Source organism: Streptomyces sp. 71268, from assembly GCF_029392895.1.
GTDB lineage: Bacteria > Actinomycetota > Actinomycetes > Streptomycetales > Streptomycetaceae > Streptomyces.
Map to the genome: position 1 here is coordinate 5,569,575 of NZ_CP114200.1, position 20,608 is coordinate 5,590,182.

21 protein-coding genes and 1 pseudogene are annotated in these 20,608 nt (G+C 72.1%); 16 read left to right on the forward strand and 6 right to left on the reverse strand.

The features are described 5' to 3' along the window. Positions 1-65 precede the first annotated feature (65 nt). Positions 66-458 carry a VOC family protein gene (locus tag OYE22_RS21995; protein ID WP_277324260.1) on the forward strand — a complete coding sequence of 131 codons (393 nt, stop codon included), beginning with the start codon at positions 66-68 and terminating at the stop codon, positions 456-458. 17 nt (positions 459-475) lie between these two features. Here OYE22_RS21995 and OYE22_RS22000 read toward each other — a convergent pair whose 3' ends face one another. Continuing rightward, complete coding sequence (locus OYE22_RS22000) at positions 476-955, reverse strand: SsgA family sporulation/cell division regulator (protein ID WP_176161864.1); 480 nt, start codon at positions 953-955, stop codon at positions 476-478. Between the two features lie 356 nt (positions 956-1,311). On the opposite strand from OYE22_RS22000, the pseudogene OYE22_RS22005 reads away from it, so the two are divergent. The 4 genes and pseudogenes from OYE22_RS22005 to OYE22_RS22020 form a co-directional block, all read left to right on the forward strand. Continuing rightward, positions 1,312-1,392, forward strand: a pseudogene (locus OYE22_RS22005) (DUF2510 domain-containing protein); the annotation flags it as partial. 1,009 nt (positions 1,393-2,401) lie between these two features. After that, positions 2,402-3,184, forward strand: a complete 783-nt coding sequence (locus tag OYE22_RS22010) for an RDD family protein (RefSeq protein WP_277322004.1) — start codon at positions 2,402-2,404, stop codon at positions 3,182-3,184. A 115-nt stretch (positions 3,185-3,299) separates the two neighbouring features. After that, positions 3,300-4,280: an RDD family protein gene (locus OYE22_RS22015; RefSeq protein ID WP_277322005.1), complete on the forward strand. Its 981-nt coding sequence runs from the start codon at positions 3,300-3,302 to the stop codon at positions 4,278-4,280. Between the two features lie 153 nt (positions 4,281-4,433). Next, positions 4,434-4,973, forward strand: a complete 540-nt coding sequence (locus OYE22_RS22020; RefSeq protein WP_277322006.1) for an RDD family protein — start codon at positions 4,434-4,436, stop codon at positions 4,971-4,973. Positions 4,974-5,117: 144 nt separating this feature from the next. Here OYE22_RS22020 and OYE22_RS22025 read toward each other — a convergent pair whose 3' ends face one another. Then, positions 5,118-5,393, reverse strand: coding sequence for a hypothetical protein (locus OYE22_RS22025; RefSeq protein WP_277322007.1), 276 nt, complete (start codon positions 5,391-5,393; stop codon positions 5,118-5,120). 352 nt (positions 5,394-5,745) lie between these two features. Between OYE22_RS22025 and OYE22_RS22030 the strand changes: the two genes are divergently transcribed. The 3 genes from OYE22_RS22030 (at position 5,746) to OYE22_RS22040 (ending at position 9,367) form a co-directional block, all read left to right on the forward strand. Next, the gene (locus OYE22_RS22030; RefSeq protein WP_277322008.1) at positions 5,746-6,162 is read left to right on the forward strand and encodes a hypothetical protein; all 417 of its coding nucleotides are present in this window, start codon (positions 5,746-5,748) and stop codon (positions 6,160-6,162) included. 196 nt (positions 6,163-6,358) lie between these two features. After that, positions 6,359-8,761 (forward strand): immune inhibitor A domain-containing protein, encoded by a 2,403-nt coding sequence (locus tag OYE22_RS22035; protein ID WP_277322009.1) that lies wholly within the window; start codon positions 6,359-6,361, stop codon positions 8,759-8,761. A 351-nt stretch (positions 8,762-9,112) separates the two neighbouring features. Beyond that, a complete protein-coding gene (locus OYE22_RS22040) occupies positions 9,113-9,367 on the forward strand; it encodes a hypothetical protein (RefSeq protein ID WP_277322010.1) in 255 nt (84 codons plus the stop codon). 64 nt (positions 9,368-9,431) lie between these two features. Here the strand turns inward: OYE22_RS22040 and OYE22_RS22045 are convergent, their stop codons facing one another. After that, complete coding sequence (locus tag OYE22_RS22045) at positions 9,432-10,025, reverse strand: isochorismatase family protein (RefSeq protein WP_277322011.1); 594 nt, start codon at positions 10,023-10,025, stop codon at positions 9,432-9,434. 287 nt (positions 10,026-10,312) lie between these two features. Continuing rightward, positions 10,313-11,662: a nicotinate phosphoribosyltransferase gene (locus tag OYE22_RS22050; protein WP_277324261.1), complete on the reverse strand. Its 1,350-nt coding sequence runs from the start codon at positions 11,660-11,662 to the stop codon at positions 10,313-10,315. 246 nt (positions 11,663-11,908) lie between these two features. On the opposite strand from OYE22_RS22050, the gene clpS reads away from it, so the two are divergent. The 7 genes from clpS (at position 11,909) to OYE22_RS22085 (ending at position 17,563) form a co-directional block, all read left to right on the forward strand. Continuing rightward, positions 11,909-12,214: an ATP-dependent Clp protease adapter ClpS gene (gene clpS, locus OYE22_RS22055; protein WP_176166091.1), complete on the forward strand. Its 306-nt coding sequence runs from the start codon at positions 11,909-11,911 to the stop codon at positions 12,212-12,214. Continuing rightward, complete coding sequence (locus OYE22_RS22060; RefSeq protein WP_277322012.1) at positions 12,214-12,795, forward strand: DUF2017 domain-containing protein; 582 nt, start codon at positions 12,214-12,216, stop codon at positions 12,793-12,795. The genes clpS and OYE22_RS22060 overlap by 1 nt, the downstream gene beginning before the upstream one ends. Positions 12,796-13,700: 905 nt before the next feature. Next, positions 13,701-15,296 (forward strand): amino acid permease, encoded by a 1,596-nt coding sequence (locus OYE22_RS22065; RefSeq protein WP_277322013.1) that lies wholly within the window; start codon positions 13,701-13,703, stop codon positions 15,294-15,296. A 184-nt stretch (positions 15,297-15,480) separates the two neighbouring features. After that, positions 15,481-15,903: a M67 family metallopeptidase gene (locus OYE22_RS22070; RefSeq protein WP_277322014.1), complete on the forward strand. Its 423-nt coding sequence runs from the start codon at positions 15,481-15,483 to the stop codon at positions 15,901-15,903. Positions 15,904-16,099: 196 nt separating this feature from the next. Next, positions 16,100-16,210 carry a putative leader peptide gene (locus OYE22_RS22075; RefSeq protein ID WP_348652276.1) on the forward strand — a complete coding sequence of 37 codons (111 nt, stop codon included), beginning with the start codon at positions 16,100-16,102 and terminating at the stop codon, positions 16,208-16,210. A 103-nt stretch (positions 16,211-16,313) separates the two neighbouring features. Next, positions 16,314-16,613, forward strand: a complete 300-nt coding sequence (locus tag OYE22_RS22080; RefSeq protein ID WP_277322016.1) for a MoaD/ThiS family protein — start codon at positions 16,314-16,316, stop codon at positions 16,611-16,613. Then, positions 16,613-17,563: a cysteine synthase gene (locus OYE22_RS22085; protein WP_277322017.1), complete on the forward strand. Its 951-nt coding sequence runs from the start codon at positions 16,613-16,615 to the stop codon at positions 17,561-17,563. The genes OYE22_RS22080 and OYE22_RS22085 overlap by 1 nt, the downstream gene beginning before the upstream one ends. 139 nt (positions 17,564-17,702) lie before the next feature. Here the strand turns inward: OYE22_RS22085 and OYE22_RS22090 are convergent, their stop codons facing one another. Further along, positions 17,703-17,897 (reverse strand): hypothetical protein, encoded by a 195-nt coding sequence (locus OYE22_RS22090; protein WP_277322018.1) that lies wholly within the window; start codon positions 17,895-17,897, stop codon positions 17,703-17,705. A gap of 457 nt (positions 17,898-18,354) precedes the next feature. On the opposite strand from OYE22_RS22090, the gene OYE22_RS22095 reads away from it, so the two are divergent. Continuing rightward, positions 18,355-19,107: an MBL fold metallo-hydrolase gene (locus OYE22_RS22095; RefSeq protein WP_277322019.1), complete on the forward strand. Its 753-nt coding sequence runs from the start codon at positions 18,355-18,357 to the stop codon at positions 19,105-19,107. 151 nt (positions 19,108-19,258) lie between these two features. Here OYE22_RS22095 and OYE22_RS22100 read toward each other — a convergent pair whose 3' ends face one another. Continuing rightward, positions 19,259-20,608, reverse strand: a complete 1,350-nt coding sequence (locus OYE22_RS22100; RefSeq protein WP_277322020.1) for a PTS transporter subunit EIIC — start codon at positions 20,606-20,608, stop codon at positions 19,259-19,261.

Genomic DNA, 20,608 nt, shown 5'->3' on the forward strand with positions numbered 1-20,608 from the left:
GACATACCGTCGAAGAGGGTCAACGACCCGACTCCAGCCGGGAAATGAGCACCGTAGGAGGCATCGTGCCGGCGCGCCTTGACCACACCATCATGCACAGCACCGACAGCACCGCATCCGCCCGCTTCCTCGCCCGTCTGCTCGGCGCCCCCGAGCCCAAGCCGTTCGGCCCCTTCGTCGCCGTGCCCGTCGAGGGCGGCCTGACGATCGACTACGCGGACTTCATCGTCCAGCCCGACCAGATCGTCATGCAGCACCTGGCGTTCCTCGTCTCCGAGGAGGAGTTCGACGGGATCTACGCCCGCGTCCGGGAGAGCGACCTGCCCTACTGGTCGGACCCGGAACACCAGGGGCCGCGGCAGCTCAACCACCGCTCCGGCGGGCGCGGACTGTACGTGGACGACCCCGACGGGCACTCCATCGAGTTCCTCACGGTCAGCGAGGGGCCCGGGAGCTGACCTCCGCACCCGCGCCCCTACGCCCCGTGGCCCTCCGGCGACTCGTCGGAGGGCCACGGGCCGTGCAGCCACCAGTCGTCGCCCGGGGTCGGCGTCAGCAACTCGCTCAGCGCGTCGTCGATCCCGAGCCGTTCGCTCTCCGACCCCGGCGCCACGGCCCGCAGCGTCCGCTCCAACCAGGCCGAGACGATCGGTGCCGACGCCTCCAGGAGCGCGTCGCCGTCCGGCGAGCTGAGCGCCATGCACACCACGCTGCGCCCGTCCACCTTGGTCGGCCACACCCGCACGTCGCCCTGCCCGCACGGTCGAAACACCCCCTCGACGAGCAACTCGCGCGCGAACGTCCAGTTGACGGGGGAGTCGGAGCCCACGTGGAAGGTGATGTGCACGGCGTACGGCTCGTCCGTGCGGTAGACCAGCTTGGCCGGCACGGGGATGCTGCGCTCGGGAGACAGCACCAGGTTCAGTTCCAGTTCTCGTTCCACCACGGTGTGCATGCGGTGCGCCCTCTCTGCTCTGCGTCGTGTTGGCTTGGTTGCGTGGACCACGAGCCGCCGCGTGGCGACCCGCATGGGTTAGAGCGCGCTACCCCCCGCACCATTACGCGAGTTCCCACATTCAGTCGGAATTTTTTCTGAACCCGCCCGCGTGCGGGTGGTCAGTGGGTATTGCGGGGCGCGGCGTAGGGGGGCTTCTGGTAGACCTGGGGACCGCTGCGGGGCCGTGCGGCCAGCCCAGAAGGTCGCGGAGCGCCTGTTCACCGCGCCACGCCGGTGCGGCAGACTGCGTAGCGCCACCCACCGCACAGACAGCACGGCCCAGGCGGCCGAGCAGATACGGGACATCGGAGACCATGAGCGTGCCCGGCGACAGCGGCCCCACGCAGGGCTACTACCCTGACCCGTCCATCCCCGGCTACATCCGCTACTGGAACGGCGCCGCCTGGGTGCCCGGCACCAGCCGACCCGCCCCCGGCGAAGGGGAGGCCGTCCCCGCGCCGCCGCCCGGCGCCGACGGCCAGGGCCCGCAGCTCGCCCCGACCGAGCAGCCGCCGATCGACACCACCCAACAGGCGGGCGCGGTCCCCGACCAGACGGGGCCGGTCTTCTTCGACGAGCAGCCCCCCGCCGCCGGCCCGGGCGGCGCGCTGCCCGAACTGCGCCCGCGCGGCGAGGTGGGCGTGCGCACACCGGGTGCCCCCCGACCCGCCGACGCCGCGCCCTGGCACGACCCGCAGCAGTCGCCGGACAGCGGCCCCGCGCCGGGCGGCGGCTGGTACGCCGACACCTCGCGCCAGGCGGGCTTCGGTGGCGAGGCGAACCAGCGCGTGTCCTGGGGCGCCGACGACGCGCCGGCCGGCCGCCCCGGTTCCGTACCGGCCTGGGGCGACGCCCAGGGCGACCCGCGCGTGGTCCCGCCGACCGGCATCGCGCCGGCCCCGGCGCCGGCACCCGCCGCACCCGGTCCCACGGCGGCGGGCGAGCCCCCGCAGGCGCGGGGCCGCGAACTCGACGCCGGCGCCGCGCCCCGCGCGGCCCTCCCGGCGGGCGGCACCCCCGCCCTGCCCCGCCAGGGCGCCGCGCCCACCGAGCCGTCTCCCGCCGACGCCGCCCTCCGCCAGGGCGCCGGCCAGCCCGGAGCCGCCGGGGCGGACGGGGCCGCGCCGCGGGCCGGCGGCGACGGCACGCTCACCATCCGGGCGCCGCGCCGCGAACGCCAGGACGCCGAACCGGGCGGCGGCCAGGGCCAGTCGCGGGACGCGGCAGCGGCCGGCCCGCCCACCCCGGGCGGCCGGGACGGCACGCTGACCATCCGGGCGCTGGGCCGCGACGGCGACGCGCGGGGCCGCGCGGGGCAGGCCCAGACGAGCCCCGCCCTCACGCCAACGGCCACGGCCCAGCCGGCCCCCGCGCCGGCCCCCCGCGACACCTCCCGCGCGGGCCGTGCCGCACCACGGTGCCCCGGACGCCCACCCCCAGCCGGTGCCGGGCACCCAGATCCCGACTCAGGGCACCCCGCCTCGCACCCCGGCGGCCGGCCCCGCGCAACCGGCCCCCGCGCCCGCCCCCGCTCCTGGGGCGTCGGGCGTCGGCGCCGGCCAGGCCGACTGGGCGCAGCGCGTGCACGACCTCGCCCAGCCGGCGGGCCAGGGCGGCGCGCACGCCGGCTCGATCGACGACGTCATCCCGTGGAAGCCGCCGGTCAACAACCCGTTCCTGAGCGCGGCCCAGGCGCAGGGCCGGCCGGCCGGGCTCGGCCGGCGACTGGCCGCCCGGCTCGTCGACACGCTGGTGCTCGGCGGACTCGTCGGCGCCGTCGTGTTGCCGCTGTGGACGCGGGCCAAGGACCACATCGACGAGAAGGTGGACGAGGCCAAGCAGAGCGGCGAGACCGTCACCGTCTACCTGCTCGACGGCACCACCGGCGGCTACCTGGCCCTGGCGCTCGCGGCGCTGCTGCTGCTCGGCGTGGTCTACGAGGCGCTGCCCACCGCCAAGTGGGGGCGCACGCTGGGCAAGAAGCTGTGCGGGGTGCGGGTGCTCGACATCGAGGACCACGACACCCCGACCTTCGGCGCGGCACTGCGCCGGTGGTTGGTGTACGGGGTGCTCGGGCTGCTGGTCATCGGTCTGGTGAACGTGGTGTGGTGCCTGTTCGACCGGCCGTGGCGGCAGTGCTGGCACGACAAGGCGGCGCGCACGTTCGTGGCCTCGGGCCGGGAGTAGCCCGTTCGGTGGCGGGTGGCGCGCGCGGCGGCCCGCCCGCTCGGACGGGCCAGCCACGTCGCCCGAACGGCGCTCGCCGGATGCGCCGGGCCCGCCGCCGGGTTCGACTCGGGCCATGAGCACCGACCAGCCCCAGCCCGGCCCCGGCGAGCCGCCGCGAGACGACGATCCGCTGCGCAAGCCGCCGCAGCCGCCCTCGGGTCACCCCGGGTCGGGCGCGCCCGACCCGGCGGCCGGCTCGGGCGACCAGCCTGGCACGGGTGCCCCGGGTGCCCCGGGTGCCCCGGGTGCCCCGGGTGCCCCGGGCTCCCCGGGCGCGGGCCAGCCGGCCGCGGGGGCTCCGGGCGGCCCACCCGGCGCCGGCGGACCGGGCCCGGCCGGCGGACCGGGCCCGTTCGACGCGGCCCACCCCGGGCCCGCCGCGAGCCAGCCCGGCTGGCCCGGCGGAGGCGGCCAGGGCGGCCAGGCCGGGCAGGGCGGTCCGCCCGGCGGCGGCCCGTACAACGGTTCGCCGGGCGGCGGCTCCCCGTACGGCGGGCCCTACGGCGGCCCGTACGGGGACCAGCCCGGCGGGTACGGCGGCGTGCCCCCGTACGGCGGTGATCCCTACGGTGGCGACCCCTACGGCGGGGCCGCCGATCCGTTGGCCGGCATGCCGCCGCTGGGCGGGCTCGGGCGACGGCTGGTCGCCAGGATCATCGACGGGCTCATCGTCGCCATCCCGGTCAGCGTGATCATGCTTCTGTCGCTCGGCGGCTACGACCCCACCGACCCCGACGACACGGGCAAGTCGTCGGCGACGCAGATCGTCTTCGCGCTCGTCTACTTCATCTACGAGGGACTGATGCTCACCACGCGCGGCCAGACCGTCGGCAAGAAGCTGATGAAGCTGCGGGTGGCGATGCTCAACAATGGCGCGAATCCGACGGGGCAGCCCGGCTGGTTCCGGGCGGGAACCTACGCACTGCCACAGATCGTCCCGTGTTGCGGCTTCCTCTTCTGGCTCGTCAACATCCTGTGGTGCACCTGGGACCGGCCGTACCGACAGTGCCTGCACGACAAGGTGGCCAAGACGGTCGTCGTCTCCACCGAGTAAGCCCGGGCCGCCCCCGCCCCGCCCGTCGCACCCGGCCCAACGGTCCCGATCGGGGCGGGCTCGTGCCGACACAGATTGCCGATGGGTAACGACCCGGGGGGTATTCCCAGGCCCGATCTGGGCGCGAGCGGCGCTCGCTGATGTAATCGGGGCATGAGCGCCAACCAGCCGCCGCCCCCGTACGGGCCGCCACACTCCCCGTACCCCATGACGCAGCCCCCCGGCATCCCCGCCGGAATGGCTCCGCTGGCCACCTCGGGCCAACGGTTCGTGGCCCGGCTGCTCGACACGTTGATCCTCGGCGTCATCTGGACGCTGGCGCTCGCCGCCACGGGTGCGCTGCAGTCCGCGATGGACGACCCGAACGACCCGGACATCGGCAAGACCGCGATCAGCGCCGTCCTCACGTTCATCGTGTACTTCGGCTACGAGGGCGCCATGCTCGCCCGCGACGGCCAGACCCTCGGCAAGAAGGCGGCCCGCATCCGGGTGGCCGTGCTGGCCGACGGCGACATCCCGCGCGGCAAGGGCTGGGCGCGGGCCGCCGTCTACGCCCTGCCCGGCATCGCCCAGCCCATCCTCCTGGGCACGCTGTTCTGGCTGCTCAACTCGTTGTGGCACCTGTGGGACAAGCCCTTCCAGCAGTGCCTGCACGACAAGGTGGCCAAGACCGTGGTCGTCGAGGCGCGCTGACCACACCGCGCTCCGTACGCGTCCCCCGGCCAGACACGGCGAAGCCGGCCCGTCCTCGCGGGCCGGCTTCGCCGTGTCTGGCCGGGTGGCTCTGTGGCCGGGTGTGTCTGGCGCCTGGCCGGGCGTCTGGCCGTGTGGCGCGGGTCAGCTGTGCAGGCTGTGCTCGGTGGCGCGCGGCTCGGAGCGCTGGAGCGGGAGCCGGGTCACGGGCGAGGAGTCCGCGGCGCGGCCCGAGGACGCCGGGGTGGGCCGGGGTATGGGCACGGTCACGGCGACGAGCAGCCCGAGGGCGAGGCCGGCCACCGCGATGACCGCCACGCCCGCACCTGATCGCACCTCGGAGAGCAGCAGCATGGCGAGGGTCGACAGGACGACGGTCGCCGAACCGTAGACGAGCTGGGCTGGGGTCGGACGCGGCATGGCAATATCCGTCCTCAAGAAGACGATATGGGGGCGCTGTGGGGGCAAGCGTCACGCGGGGATGTCAACGGAAAAAACCCTACGGTGCTGAATGCCCCACACGGACTTCCAGTAAGCGTGACCTAACCCACGGTGCCGGTGCACAAGGGGCGCACGGAATCATCCGGCCAAACAACGTCCGTTCGCCGCGCGCCGGTTGACAGCCGGGGGAGGGGCGTGGGTGTCGGGGCGTTGAGGTTCGGCCAGGTAATCAGCCGATTCCACGCTGCCCTTACGTTGCCCCCACGCGGACTGCGCATTTCTGATCAGATATGGCAGTCACCGTGCCAAGCGTGAAGGAAGCTGACCCGTCGTGCGTCATGTACTGGGAACCGTCGCCGTGTTGGCCGCTGCCGCCGGAATCGTCCTGGCGGCCCGGCCGGGTGTGCCCGAGGGGCCGGAGTCGAGTCCCTCCTCGACAACGCCGCCGCTGTCGTACGCGCAGTGCGTCGAGATCGCGAGCGAGATCGAGTACGGGCGGGATCGGCACGTGCGCGAGGCGGCGACCGAGCAACCGTTGGCGACCGAACGAGGGTCGGTGATCGAACAGCGGATTGTGGTCGAGGCCCGGGACTACGCCATCCCGTCCGAATGTGCCGATGCCGTCGAGGAGTTGGCGCCCGCCCCGAGCGCCAAGCCCGGGGTCGAGGCGTACGCCTGCTTCACATCAGCGACGGCGGACCCGACGTGCCCGCCCGTGAGCACGCGACGGCCCACGCCCGACAACTGAGCCGACTGCGGCGACTTGGTGAGCGCCTCTGGATTACACCGCCCAGCCGTTCGCTATGCGGAGCGTGAAGGGCAAAAAACGTACTGGGCTGGCGTGTCCAAGTCAAGGTCTGTCTTTTCTGCATTAACTCCGGTCAAATAGCGACACTCATCTTGACTGGGGAGGCAGTACTCAGGTGAAAAGTCAACGGAGGGCGATGAGACCCATCGCCATCGCCACGGTGATCGGCGCTCTCGGAGCCGGCGCGCTCTCGGTGAGCGCGGCCCAGGCCGACGACCGTAGCAGCGCCCCGGCGGCCAAGGCCCCGGCGGCGACGGAGGCGGCGAGCCACGACCCCGCCGCACCGCGCAAGCACGTCGAGCACGACCTGGAAGGCCCGTTCAGCGAGCAGCAGAAGGCGCAGCGCGAGGACGCGCTGCGTCAGGTCATCTCCGGCGAGGCCAAGGCCGAACGCCGTGGCGCGTCCCAGGTGGTCAAGCTCGACCGCGGCAAGTACGTCGAGTTGGGCCGGGAGAAGACCGACAAGATCTTCACGATCCTGGTCGAGTTCGGCGACAAGGTCGACAACGAGACCACGTACGACCCCGACGGCCCGGACGGTCCGCAGCCCCCAGTCAAGAAGTACGGCGGCGACCCCGGCCCCGCGCACAACCAGATAGCCAAGCCGGACCGTGCCAAGGACAACAGCACGGCCTGGAAGGCGGACTACAACCGCAAGCACTTCGAGGACCTGTACTTCTCGAAGGCGAAGAACAAGGAATCGCTCAAGAAGTACTACGAGAAGCAGTCCTCGGGCCGCTACTCGGTCGAGGGCGAGGTCTCCGACTGGGTCAAGGTCGACTACAACGAGGCCCGCTACGGCTCCAACTACTGCGGCGACACCAACTGCTCCAACGCCTGGGACCTGATCCGCGACGGCGTGACCCGGTGGGCCGAGGACCAGAAGGCCGCCGGCCGCACCGACGCGCAGATCAAGGCGGACCTGGCCAAGTACGACCAGTGGGACCGCTACGACTTCGACGGTGACGGCAACTTCAACGAGCCCGACGGCTACATCGACCACTTCCAGATCGTCCACGCGGGCGAGGACGAGTCGGCCGGCGGCGGCGTGCAGGGCGAGAACGCGCTGTGGGCGCACCGCTGGTACGCGTACGGCACCGACGCCGGCAAGACGGGCCCGGAGGGCAACAGGTCCGGTGGCGCCCAGATCGGCAGCACCGGCATCTGGGTCGGCGACTACACGATGCAGCCGGAGAACGGCGGACTCGGCGTCTTCGCCCACGAGTACGGCCACGACCTCGGCCTGCCGGACGAGTACGACACCACGAACCGCGCCGAGTCCTCGGTCGCCTTCTGGTCGTTGATGTCCACCGGCTCATGGCTCGGCGAGGGCAAGGACACCATCGGTGACCTGCCCGGCGACATGAACGCCTGGGACAAGCTCCAGCTCGGCTGGCTCAACTACGACCAGGCCAAGGCCGCCACGCGCTCCACCCACAAGCTGGGCGTGGCCGAGTACAACACCAAGGACAAGCAGGCGCTCCTGGTCGAGCTGCCGTCCAAGTCCAGCACCACCAAGATCGTGCGGCCGGCCGCCGGCGGCAAGCAGTGGTGGAGCGGCATGGGCAACGACCTCAAGAACACCCTGGCCCGCCCGGTGGACCTGACCGGCAAGGCCAAGGCGTCCCTCGACCTCCAGGGCTGGTGGGACATCGAGGAGAACTACGACTACCTCTACGCGGAGGTCTCCACCGACGGCGGCGCCAACTGGACGCCCGTCGACGGCACGGCCGACGGCAAGCAGATCCCGCGCGACGGCGGCAACAAGCCGGCGCTGCACGGGGTTTCGGGCGCGTACAAGAAGCTCTCGTACCCGCTGGACGCCTACGCGGGTCAGAAGATCGACGTGCGCTTCCGCTACCAGACCGACGGTGGCGCCGCGCAGAACGGCTTCGCGGCCGACGAGATCAGCGTGACGGCCGACGGCAAGCCGCTCTTCCAGGACGGCGCCGAGGGTGACGACAACGGCTGGACCAGCAAGGGCTTCTCGCGCATCGGCGAGTCCTTCACCAAGGACTACCCGCAGTACTACATCGCGGAGAACCGGCAGTACGTCAGCTACGACAAGACCCTCAAGGTCGGCCCGTACAACTACGGTTGGACCTCCACCCGGCCGGACTGGGTCGAGCACTACCCGTACCAGAACGGCCTGTTGATCTGGCTGTGGGACACCGCCACGCCCGACAACAACGTGAGCGCGCACCCGGGCTCGGGTCAGATCCTGCCGGTCGACGCGCACGCCAAGCCCGAGAAGTGGTCGGACGGCACCCTGATGCGCAACCGCTTCCAGGCGTACGACTCCACCTTCAGCCACTTCCGCACCGACGGCTACACCGTTCACAAGGACGGCAAGGCCACGCGGGTGCCGTCGAAGCGCGGCGTGTCCGTCTTCGACGACCGCAAGGGCACCTACTGGTACGACACCAACCCGACCGGTGGCGTTAAGGTTCCTGACACCAACACCCAGATCAGGATCCTGCACGAGGCGTGGGACGGGTCCACGATGACCCTCCGCGTCGGCCCTTCCAGCCGGAAGTGACATAGTCGCAGGTCACAGCGGTATCGGCCGTCGCCCCTAGCGGGCGGCGGCCGATTCGCGTTTAGATGCCCCTACGAGATTCTTGTTGACGCGACGTCTCAGGGGGCGATCGAGAGCATGGCAGGCGGTGGATTCACCAAGCTTCCGGGCGGCGATGTGGTGGTGGCGGTTTCGCTGCCCAGCCCGTTCGGTCGGCCGACGGTTCGTGGCCCCGGCGGCACGCTGGGTCACGGGACTTACGCGGCGGGCGGTGGCGGTTCCGGAGTGGTCGGTGGGCCCACTGAGGCCGCTGCGACGGCTGAGACAGAAAGCGCGTTCATTCGCACCGGGGCGCTCAGCGGGGCCGCCGCCATGGGCCCGCGCATCCGCATCCTGGTGCACGCCGCGAACCGGCAGCGCGCCCTGACCCGACTGCGCAACCTGGGGTTGCGCGCGGTCTACCTGCGGGGCAACGCGGAACCCCCGACCCCGGACGAGATCACGGCCGTGCTGCACCACCCCGACGGGCTGGTCTGGCGGGCCGCCCCCGACGACGACACCGAGTCCTGGCACCCGATCCGGGCGCTGCTGCGCAGCACGCTGCGCTCACCCACCGCACCCGCCTGACCCGCGGGGCGCCCGTGGGCGGGTGCCCGCGGCGGATGGTTGGGCTGACGCCGGGCCGGCCCGGTCAGGCCGAGCGGAGTACCGGCGTGCCGGTCAGCCGCACCGAGGCCGCGCGCATCTCCTTCAGCGCCCGCTCGGTGGTGTGCTCGGCCACGCCCGCCGTCAGGTCGAGCAGCACGTGCGTGTCGAAGCCGGCGCGGCGGGCGTCCAGGGCCGTGGCCCGTACGCAGTGGTCGGTGGCGATGCCGACCACGTCCACCTCGCTCACCTCGCGCTCCCGCAGCCAGCGCTCCAGCGGCGTGCCGTTCTCGTCGGCGCCCTCGAAGCCGCTGTACGCCGCCGAGTGGGCGCCCTTGTCGAAGACCGTGTCCAGCGAGCCGGCGGCGACGGCCGGCGCGAAGTTGGGGTGGAAGCCGCTGCCCTCGGTGCCCGCCAGGCAGTGCACGGGCCAGGAGTGCTCGTAGTCGGGGTGGTCGGAGAAGTGGTCGCCCGGGTCTATGTGGTAGTCGCGGGTCGCCACGATGTGCCGGTAGCCGGGGGCGGCCTGACCGATCAGGTCCGTGATGGCGGCGGCGACGTCGGAACCGCCCTGGACGGCGAGGCTGCCGCCCTCGCAGAAGTCGTTCTGCACGTCGATGACGATCAGTGCCCGGTACATGGCGCGTGCCTTCCGGATGGGGACGAGGTAGGGATCGGTGTGCACCCCGATCCGGTGTCACCGAGGGTAGACACCGAACGGGTCGCACGGGAGTACGTGTGCCGCGGGCGGCGGGCGCGCCCCTGGTCTTCCCGGACGCACCGCCCGTCACACGTGTGGCCGCCGACCACCCCCGCAACGAGCGACGGCCCGCTGGCTGGCTGCTCGGCCGCCGCGCCGGCGGGCCGGCCAGCCAGCCGACGCCGGACCCGGTTCGGGCCCGGCGTCGGCTGGTGGCCCGTGGCCGCTCAGGCGTACGTGGCCGGCTCGGTGGCGTACTCGGTCGGCAGCACCGGCTCGCCACGGGAGAGCTGGGTCGCCGACAGGGGCAGCCCGGCGCGGGCGGCGGTGTGCCGGTCGCGGGCCGCGTCGAGCGGCTCGCGGGCGACGACCCGGCCGCCGCGTACCAGCTCCACCTGGAGTTGCCGGTCCGCCAGCTCCGGCGGCACCGGGCCCGAGCCCACGACCTCGGCCTCGGCCACGCCCTGCGCGTCCAGGCGGCGGGCGGCCCACTTGCGCCCGCCGACGGAGGTCTTGCCGCCCATGGACTTCTTGGCGACCGGGACCAGCGGCGCCGCGGGGTCGTCGGAGGCGGCCCGGGCGACCAGCTTGTAGACCATGGAGCAGGTCGGGTGGCCACTGCCGGTGACCAACTGGGTGCCGACCCCGTACGCGTCCACCGGGGCGGCGGCCAGCGAGGCGATGGCGTACTCGTCCAGGTCGCTGGTCACCACGATCTTGGTCTGGTGGGCGCCGAGGTCGTCGAGCTGCTGGCGCACCCGGTGCGCCAGCAGCAGCAGGTCCCCGGAGTCGATGCGTACGGCGCCCAGCTCGGGGCCGGCGATCTCGACGGCGGTGCGCACCGCCTCGGCCACGTCGTAGGTGTCCACCAGCAGCGTGGTGCCGCTGCCGAGCGCGGCGACCTGCGCGGTGAACGCGTCCCGCTCGCTGTCGTGCAGCAGCGTGAAGGCGTGCGCGCTGGTGCCCACGGTCGGGATGTTGTAGCGGAAGCCGGCGGCCAGGTCGGAGGTGGTCGAAAAGCCGCCGACGTAGGCGGCCCGGGCCGCGGCGACGGCGCCCAGCTCGTGGGTGCGGCGGGCGCCCATCTCGATCAGCGGGCGGCCACCGGCCGCGACGGCCATCCGGGACGCGGCGGCGGCGACGGCCGAGTCGTGGTTGAGGATGGACAGGATCACCGTCTCAAGGAGCACGGCCTCGCCGAAGGTGCCCTCGACGCGCATCAGCGGCGAGCCGGGGAAGTAGACCTCGCCCTCGGGGTAGCCGTGGATGTCGCCGGAGAAGCGGTAGTCGGCCAGCCAGTTCAGCGTGGTCTCGTCCACGATCCGCTGGTCGGAGAGGAAGCCGAGGATGCCGCTGTCGAAGCGGAAGTTCTCCACGGCGTCCAGGACGCGCCCGGTGCCCGCGAGCACGCCGTAGCGTCGGCCCTCGGGCAGCCGTCGGGTGAAGACCTCGAAGACCGAGCGGCGCCCCGCGGTGCCGCCCCGCAGCGCCGCCTGCAACATGGTGAACTCGTACCGGTCGGTGAAGAGCGCGGTGGAGGGCACGTCGACCGGCAGCCCAAGGTCCGCGGTGTTCATCGCGTTCCCGCCGGCCGCGGCGTGCGCGGTGGTCGGGGCGTTCTTGGCGTTCATGGCGTTCCCAGCGGTCACGGCGGGGTGGACCCCGCGTCTCGGGTGGAGCGGTTGGGGGGATGCTACCCCCATTATTCGTCAGAGTGACGATTTCTAGGGCCGTTTGTGCGCCAGGCCACGTCGGGTGGCAGCATGGGCAGGGTGAGCGCCCATCCCTGTCCACCCGCTGTCGCACGTGCCGTGCCGCATCCGCTGCTCAGCGTGGCCCCCACCGAGATCGAGCGGCCCGACGCGAGCGAGGCGCCCGTCGAGGTGCCCGAGCCGGACGTGCCCTGGGTGACCGTGGTCCACAACGACCCCGTGAACCTCATGAGTTACGTGACGTACGTCTTCCAGAGTTACTTCGGCTATCCCAAGGACAAGGCACACCGGTTGATGATGGACGTCCACCACAAGGGTCGCGCGATCGTCTCCAGCGGGAGCCGCGAGGAGATGGAACGCGACGTACAGGCCATGCACGGCTACGGCCTGTGGGCGACCCTCCAGCAGGACCGCTGATGGCGGGGCACTTCGAGGCGCTGCCCGGCGGCGGCGCCGCCGTGGCGCTGGACGAGGTGGAGATCTCCATCCTGCGCAGCCTCGCCGTCCAGCTCCTCGAACTGATCGGGCCCGGCGAGGCGGCGGAGGAGGACGACCCGCTGGCCGCGCTCTTCGCCGAGGGCCCGAGCAGCCCGCCCTCCGACCCGGCGCTCGCCCGGCTCTTCCCCGACGCGTACGGCGGCCCCGGGGCGGCCGACGACGAGCGGACGCGGGCCGCGGCGGCCGAGTTCCGCCGCTTCACGGAGAACGACCTGCGGGCGCGCAAGCGGGACGACGCGCTGGCGATGGTGCGCGGCCTGGACGCGCTGGGCTCCGGCGGCGCGGTGCTCGAACTGGGCCCGGACTCCTCCCGGCAGTGGCTCGGCGCGCTCAACGACCTGCGGCTGGCGATCGGGGCCCGGCTTGAGGTCTCCGACGACGACGAGGAGGCCAGCGAGCTGTACACGCTGCCCGACTCCGACCCGCGTAAGCCGATGGTGATGGCCTACCTGTGGCTGGGCGGAATGCAGGAGTCCCTCATCGAAACGCTGATGCCGTAGTCGACGGCGACACCGGGGGCCATCGCCCCCGCCGCCTACGCCGAGGTCCACGGACCGCCGCGCGCCGTCCGGTCCCCGGGCGCGCGGCCGGGAGCCGTGCGGCGCGTAGCCCGGGTGCCCCCGGCCCCCGGGGCGGGGTGTGGAGGCGGTGTGGCGGTGGCGTGAAGTACGACCCGCCCGTGGTCGCGGGGTGGCGTACCGGTGATGATGGTGCGGCGGCATGTGCGCGACAAGGGCGTCGCGGGCGCTTGCCAAGGCGCTCGCCGGGGTCCCGGCCCGGCGGCCCGCGCCGCCGGCGCTCGCGGTGGCGTACGGTCTGAGCTGGGACGCCGCCCGCGACGAGGCCCGCCACGGTCGGCCGGAGCGCGGCCCGGGTGGCTGCCGGAGCGCACCGGAGGCGAACACTCCGGCGGGCGGAGCGGTCCGGGTGAGGCGGCCGGTCGGTCGCTGGAAGCGGGGCTTCCGGCCGTCGGAAGGGGTGGCTCCGGCCGCTGGAAGCAGAGCTTCCGGCCGCCGGGTGGCGTGTGGGCCCGCTGTCCGGGTGATCTTGGTTCCTCGAACAGCCCCGCGACGGGGACGACGGAGCGGTCACCATATCCGGATAGATCGTGACTTGTGGTTCGCTCAACGGAGGCTCAAATCCGCATAACGATCCCATCACCGCGCCGGTGGGTATCGAACACTGATCCGTAGTTTGTCCTATTTTTTTCGTGACCTGCGTCGCGCTCGTCTCTACTGATCTCAGGTCGGCTCGTGGTAAATCTTCACGACCTGCCGTCCGCGACGCCACCCCTGTCGCGGCGGGAGCGCTGTGCCGACCGATCGTCGGCGTGCAGGACTCCATCCGGGGGGATCGGGACCCGATCCGGACAATCCGGATCGGTATGGAGAAAGGCGCACCACTTATGACCTCAGCGCAGGTCGACACGCGGAACGACGACGGCAGCGAGGCCACAGGGGTCGCGACCGACGAGGGCTACCAGCGAGGACTGGGAGCCCGACAGATTCAGATGATCGCCATCGGTGGCGCCATTGGCACGGGGCTCTTCCTCGGTGCCGGAAAGGCGATCACCAAGGCTGGCCCCAGCCTCATCCTCGCCTATGCCGTCGCTGGTCTTGTCATCTTCTTCATCATGCGGGCGCTGGGCGAGTTGCTCATGTACCGCCCCGTTTCCGGCAGCTTCTCTGAGTACGCCCGGGAGTTCCTGGGCCCCTTTTTCGGCTTTGTGACCGGCTGGACCTACTGGCTCTTCTGGGTCGTCACCGGCATCACGGAAGTCACCGCCGCGGCGAAATACATGCAGTACTGGTGGAGTGACATTCCGCAATGGGTGTCCGCGCTGGTCTTCACGGTCATTCTCTTCGGTGCCAACCTCATCTCGGTGAAACTCTTCGGCGAGCTTGAGTTCTGGTTCTCCATGATCAAGGTCACCGCCATTCTCGGCATGATCCTGATCGGCCTCGGCGTGATCACCATCGGCTTCTCCGACGCCGGCGACACGGCCTCCTTCAGCCACCTGTGGTCGGACGGCGGCTTCTTCCCCAAGGGCATCGACGGCACGCTGATGACCCTGCAGATCGTGATGTTCGCCTTCCTCGCCGTCGAACTCGTCGGCGTCACGGCGGGCGAGTCGGTCAACCCCAAGAAGACCCTGCCCAAGGCCATCAACACCGTGCCGTGGCGCATCGCCGTCTTCTACCTCGGCGCCCTGATCATCATCCTCTCGGTGGTGAGCTGGACCGAGTTCGCGCCGGACACCAGCCCCTTCGTGGCCGCCTTCCAGAAGATCGGCCTCCCGGCGGGCGCGGGCATCGTGAACTTCGTGGTGCTCACCGCGGCGCTGTCCTCGTGTAACTCCGGCATGTACTCCACCGGCCGCATGCTGCGTGACCTGGCGCTCAACGGTCAGGGCCCGCAGATCTTCACCCGGCTCACCAAGAACGGCCTGCCGCTGTTCGGCACCAGCGTCTCGGCCGCGCTCATGATGGTCGGCGTCTGGATCAACTACGAGTGGCCGTCGAAGGCGTTCGACTACGTCGTCTCCTTCGCGACCATCTCCGGCATGTGGGCCTGGATCATGATCCTGTTCTCGCAGCTCCGCTACCGGGCCAAGGCCAACCGGGGCGAACTGCCGAGGTCCACGTTCCGGGCCCCCGGCGCCCCGTACACCAGCATCTTCGCGCTGTGCTTCATCGGGATGGTCATCGTCCTGATGGGCTTCGACGAGGACGCCAGGGTCTCGCTCTACGCGGCGCCGATCTGGGCCGTGCTGCTGACCATCGGCTACTTCGTCATAAAGTCCCGCAACCCGCAGGCGTTCGCCCGCAAGGACTACTCGATGGCCGCGGCCAACGCGGACTGGGGCGACAGCGAGCCGTCCGTGGTCACGCAGAAGTCCGCCCCGGCCGCCGGGACCGCCGGGTCCGCCGACGGTGGCGCGGCCAAGGCGTCCGACGAGCCCGCACCGGGCGACGGGGACACCACCCCCGGCAAGGACTGAGGCAGCACCCGCTCGACGCGCCCACCGGGCGCACCCGCGGCCCCGCGCCGCACCCGGGCCCGGCCCGTACCCGCGCAGGCGGGTACGGGCCGGGCCCCGTCCTCGTTCAGCGCCCCGCGCGGGCCGCCCACGGGGCCCCACGCCCCGCCCGGGGCCGGCGCGCGGGCCTCCTTATGCTGTCGCCATGCTGACCATCACCCAGGCCCTCCACGACCAGATCGTCGCCCACGCGCGCGCCGACCACCCCGACGAGGCGTGCGGCGTGGTCGCGGGCCCGGAGGGCAGCGACCGGCCCGAGCGGTTCATCCCGATGCTCAACGCGGCCCGCTCGCCCACGTTCTACGAGTTCGACTCCGGCGACCTGCTCAAGCTCTACCGCGACCTCGACGACCGCGACGAGGTCCCCGTGATCATCTACCACTCGCACACCGCGACCGAGGCGTACCCGTCCCGTACGGACATCTCGTACGCGAACGAGCCGGGCGCCCACTACGTGCTCGTCTCCACCGCCGACACCGACGACGCCGGCCCCTTCCAGTTCCGCTCGTTCCGCATCGTGGACGGCGTGGTCACCGAGGAGGAGGTACGCGTCGTCGAGGCCTACTGAGGCCCACGCGGGCGGGCCGCCGCGCGCCCCGCGACCGCCGTGCCCGGCGCCGGCGGCGGGCCGCGCGGCGCCCTCCCGTCTCACATGCCGCAACGCCGGAGTCCACCAGCCAAGACGGGCTATCCGGAGCGCGAGCGGGAATCGATACGATGAGCGCATGGTTGTCCATGACGTGAACGCCGCAACCCGCCGGGGGGTGACCCGCGCGCACCCCGCCACGCCGCCGGGCTCCCTGCTCGTCGCGCGGCTGCACGTCGATCTGTGCCGCCTCGCCAGCGCCATCTGTCCGCCGCGCGCCGCCGCCTGACCCTCGCGGCCACGCCCGAGCGCACACCGCGCCGAAGTCCACGCGCAGCCGCGTGCCGTTCAGTCGACATTCCGCACCTCCGCACTCCGACAGGAGCTCAGCCATGGCCATCGAGGTCCGCATCCCGACCATCCTCCGCACCTACACCGACGACCAGAAGAAGGTCGAAGGCAGCGGGGACACCATCGAAGCGCTCTTCACCGACCTCGAAACGCGGCACCCGGGCATCCGCGCGCGCCTGGTGGAGGACAGCGGCGAGCTGCGCCGCTTCGTCAACGTCTACCTGAACGACGAGGACGTGCGGTTCCTCGGCGGCATCAAGACCTCCCTCAAGGACGGCGACAGCATCACCATCCTGCCCGCCGTCGCCGGCGGCGCCCCCGGCCGGAACGACGCGGCCTGATGCGGTACGACAGCCCGCTGGCCGCCATCGGCAACACCCCGCTGGTGCGGCTCGCCCGCCTCTCGCCCTCCGCCGACGTGCGGGTCTGGGCCAAGCTGGAGGACCGCAACCCGACGGGTTCGATCAAGGACCGCCCCGCGCTCCACATGGTCGAACAGGCCGAGAAGAGCGGCCGGTTGACCCCGGGCTGCACCATCCTGGAGCCCACCTCGGGCAACACCGGCATCGCGCTCGCCATGGCGGCCAAGCTCAAGGGCTACCGCATCGTGTGCGTCATGCCGGAGAACACCAGCGAGGAGCGCCGCCAACTGCTGGCCATGTGGGGCGCGGAGATCATCTCCTCGCCGGCCGCCGGCGGCTCGAACACGGCCGTACGGGTCGCCAAGGAACTGGCCGCCGAGCACCCCGACTGGGTCATGCTCTACCAGTACGGCAACCCGGACAACGCGGGCGCCCACTACGCCACCACCGGCCCCGAGATCCTCGCCGACCTCCCCTCGATCACGCACTTCGTCGCGGGGCTCGGCACCACCGGCACCCTGATGGGCGTCGGCCGCTACCTGCGCGAGCAGGTCCCCGACGTGCAGATCGTGGCGGCCGAGCCGCGCTACGACGACCTCGTCTACGGGCTGCGCAACCTGGAGGAGGGCTTCGTCCCCGAGCTGTACGACGAGTCCGTGCTCACCACCCGGTTCTCGGTGGGCAGCGAGGACGCGGTGCGCCGTACCCGCGAACTCCTCGCCGAGGAGGGCATCTTCGCCGGGATCTCCACCGGCGCGGCCCTGCACGCCGCGCTCGGCGTCGCCCGCAAGGCCGAGCGCGCCGGCGTCAGCGCCGACATCGCGTTCGTCGTCGCCGACGGCGGCTGGAAGTACCTGTCCACCGGCGTCTACACGGCGGTCACCACGGAGGAGGCCATCGCCACCCTCCAGGGCCAGCTCTGGGCCTGACGGCACACCGGCGACGGCCAGGGGAGAGCCCCGGCCGCCGCCGGGCCGCCGACCCCCAGGCCTGACCCGCCGGCCCCCGGACCTGACCCCGGCCGCCGCCGGGCCCGCGCGCGGCGACCGCCCGCCCCCGCCCGGCGGCCTACTCCTCCTCGGACCCGGCCCCGCCGTCCTCCCCGCGCCCGGTCGACCCCCGTCGGCCGGGCCGCTCGCGTTCCGGCCGCCCGAAGCGGCGCGGCCGGCGCCGTACCCACACCCGGCCGAGGCCGTCGCTGACGGCGGCGACCAGCGCCAGTGCCAGCACCACGGCCACCGCGGGCCACCACGAGAACCCCATGCCGCCTCCCTTCGCCTCCGCCGTCCCACCCCGCGCCAGCGAACCCGTCCGCGCGACGGCCGCGGCCCGCCCGGGACGTCGATCGCACCACCCGAACCGGACGGCCGCAAGCGAGCCCGTACGACGCGCCGCGGCGCGTACCCGCACGGCCGGGGGACGGGACGCCAGCCGTGCGCGCCGGTTCCGAACGGGCGCGCGAGGCCCGGGCCACGGGGGCGCGCGGCCGGTTCGGGTACCCCGCCGGCCGCGTTCGGAAGCGGCCGACGCCGGCCATCGAACACCCGCGCCCTCGTACCGGTGACATCGCCCACAACGCGCGCTGGCCGGGGAGCGACCAGCCCTTTCGCGCCTTACGCTCGTGGGCACCGCATGACCCCCCGGTCTCCGCCCCCTGAGGTTCCCCATGCCGAGGGCTGGGAACTCCGGCACGGCGTACCCCCAAGGAGGTTCCTGCTTCATGAAGCTCACCGTCGTCGGATGCTCGGGGTCGTTCCCGTCCGCGGAATCGGCCTGTTCGAGCTACCTCGTCGAGGCCGACGGCTACCGGCTGCTGCTCGACATGGGCAACGGCGCCCTCGGCGAGCTGCAGCGCCACTGCGGTCTTTACGACCTCGACGCCGTGCTCCTCTCGCACCTGCACGCCGACCACTGCGTCGACATGTGCGGCTACTTCGTGGCGCGCTACTACCGGTTCGACGGCGGGCGGGCGGGCGCCATCCCCGTCTACGGGCCGGAGGGCACCGAGCGGCGGCTGGTCACCGCGTACGGCGACGTGCCGCACGAGAAGTGCATGGGGGAGGTCTTCGACTTCCGGACGCTGACGCCGGGCACCTTCACGGTCGGCCCCTTCACGGTGCGTACGGCACGGGTCTGCCACCCGGTCGAGGCGTTCGGGTTCCGCGTCGAGTACGGCGGCCGCTCGCTCGTCTACTCCGGGGACACCGGCCCGTGCCAGGCGCTGCACGAGCTGGCCGACGGCTGTGACCTCTTCCTGTGCGAGGCCGCGTTCACGCACGGCAAGGAGGACATCCCCGAGCTGCACCTCAACGGCCGCCAGGCCGGCGAGCACGCCGAACGGGCCGGGGTCGGCCGGCTGCTGCTCACGCACATCCCGCCGTGGACCGACCCGCAGGTCAACCTGCGCGACGCGCAGGCGGTCTTCAAGGGCCCGGCGGAGCTGGCCAAGGCGGGCGCGACGTACGAGGTGTGAGCCGCGCCCGGGCCCCGGCGGCCGGGCGCGCGCCACAACGAGCCGGCCGAGCCACACAAGCCAGCCCAGCAGGACGACGAAGGTCCCCGTACCGCGGACGGCGGTGCGGGGACCTTCGTGTGGTGCTCGTGCGGCGCGGGCGCCGCGGCCGTTACGGCTTCTTGTCGCCGTCGGGTGCTGGTTCGCCGGTGGCCTGCGCCGGCACCTCCGCCGAGCGCTCGGCGGCCTTGGCCGCCTTCCGCGCCTGCTTGCGCTCCTCGGCCGCGGCCTCGGCGGCAGCCTCGGCGGCGGCGTCGTCGAGGGAGTCCTCCGGCTCGCGACCCGGGGTCGGGATGTTGAACTTCAGGATCGCGAAGCGGAAGACCGTGTAGTAGATGGCCGCGAAGACCAGGCCGATCGGGATGATCAACCACGCCTTCTCGCTGTGCGAGTAGCCGAGCAGGTAGTCGAAGAGGCCACCGGAGAAGGTGAAGCCGCTGCGGATGCCGAGCGCCCAGGTCAGCGCCATGGAGACACCGGTGAGGACGGCGTGGATGCCGTACAGGACCGGGGCCAGGAACATGAAGGAGAACTCGAGCGGCTCGGTGACACCGGTGACGAACGCGGTCAGCGAGATCGAGATCATCATGCCCATCACGGCCTTGCGGCGCTCGGGGCGGGCGCAGTGCGCGATGGCCAGACCGGCGGCCGGCAGCGCGAACATCATGATCGGGAAGAAGCCGGTCATGAACATTCCGGCCGACGGGTCGTCGTGGAAGTAGCGCGCGATGTCGCCGTTGTACGTCTTGCCGTCGGCGGCGGTGTAGTCACCGAACTGGAACCAGGCGAACGAGTTCAGCAGCATGTGCATGCCGACCGGGATGAGCAGTCGGTTGACCAGGCCGAAGATGCCGGAGCCGATCGAGCCGTTGCCCGAGAGCCACTCGGCGAAGTTGTTCAGGCCGTCGCCGATCGGGGCCCACGCGTAGCCGAATATCACGCCGTAGCCCAGGCCCGCGAAGGACATCAGGATCGGGATGAAGCGGCGACCGCTGAAGAAGCCCAGCCAGTCGGGGAGCCGGGTGCGGTGGTACTTCTCCCACAGCACGGCGGCGGTGATGCCGACCACGATGCCGCCGAGCACGCCCGGGTCCTGCGGCTTGCCGGTGACGTCGCTGACGAAGCCGGTCAGCACGTTCTTGTAGACGAGGAAGCCGACGAGGGCGGCGAACGCCGTGGTGCCGTCGGCCTTCTTGGCGAAGCCGATCGCCACACCCACGCAGAACAGCAGCGCGAGGTTGTCGAAGAGCGAGTTGCCCGCGTGGGCGAAGATCTCGGCGAGCTTGTTCCAGCCGAGCCCGTCCTTGCCGAAGACGTCGTCCTGGCCGAGCCGGTTGAGAATGCCGGCGGCGGGCAGAGCGGCCACCGGAAGCTGAAGGCTGCGGCCGATCTTCTGCATGCCCTGGATGGCGCCTGCGCCCCGCTTTTTCGCCGGGGCCGCCTTGGCGGTGGCCGTACTCAT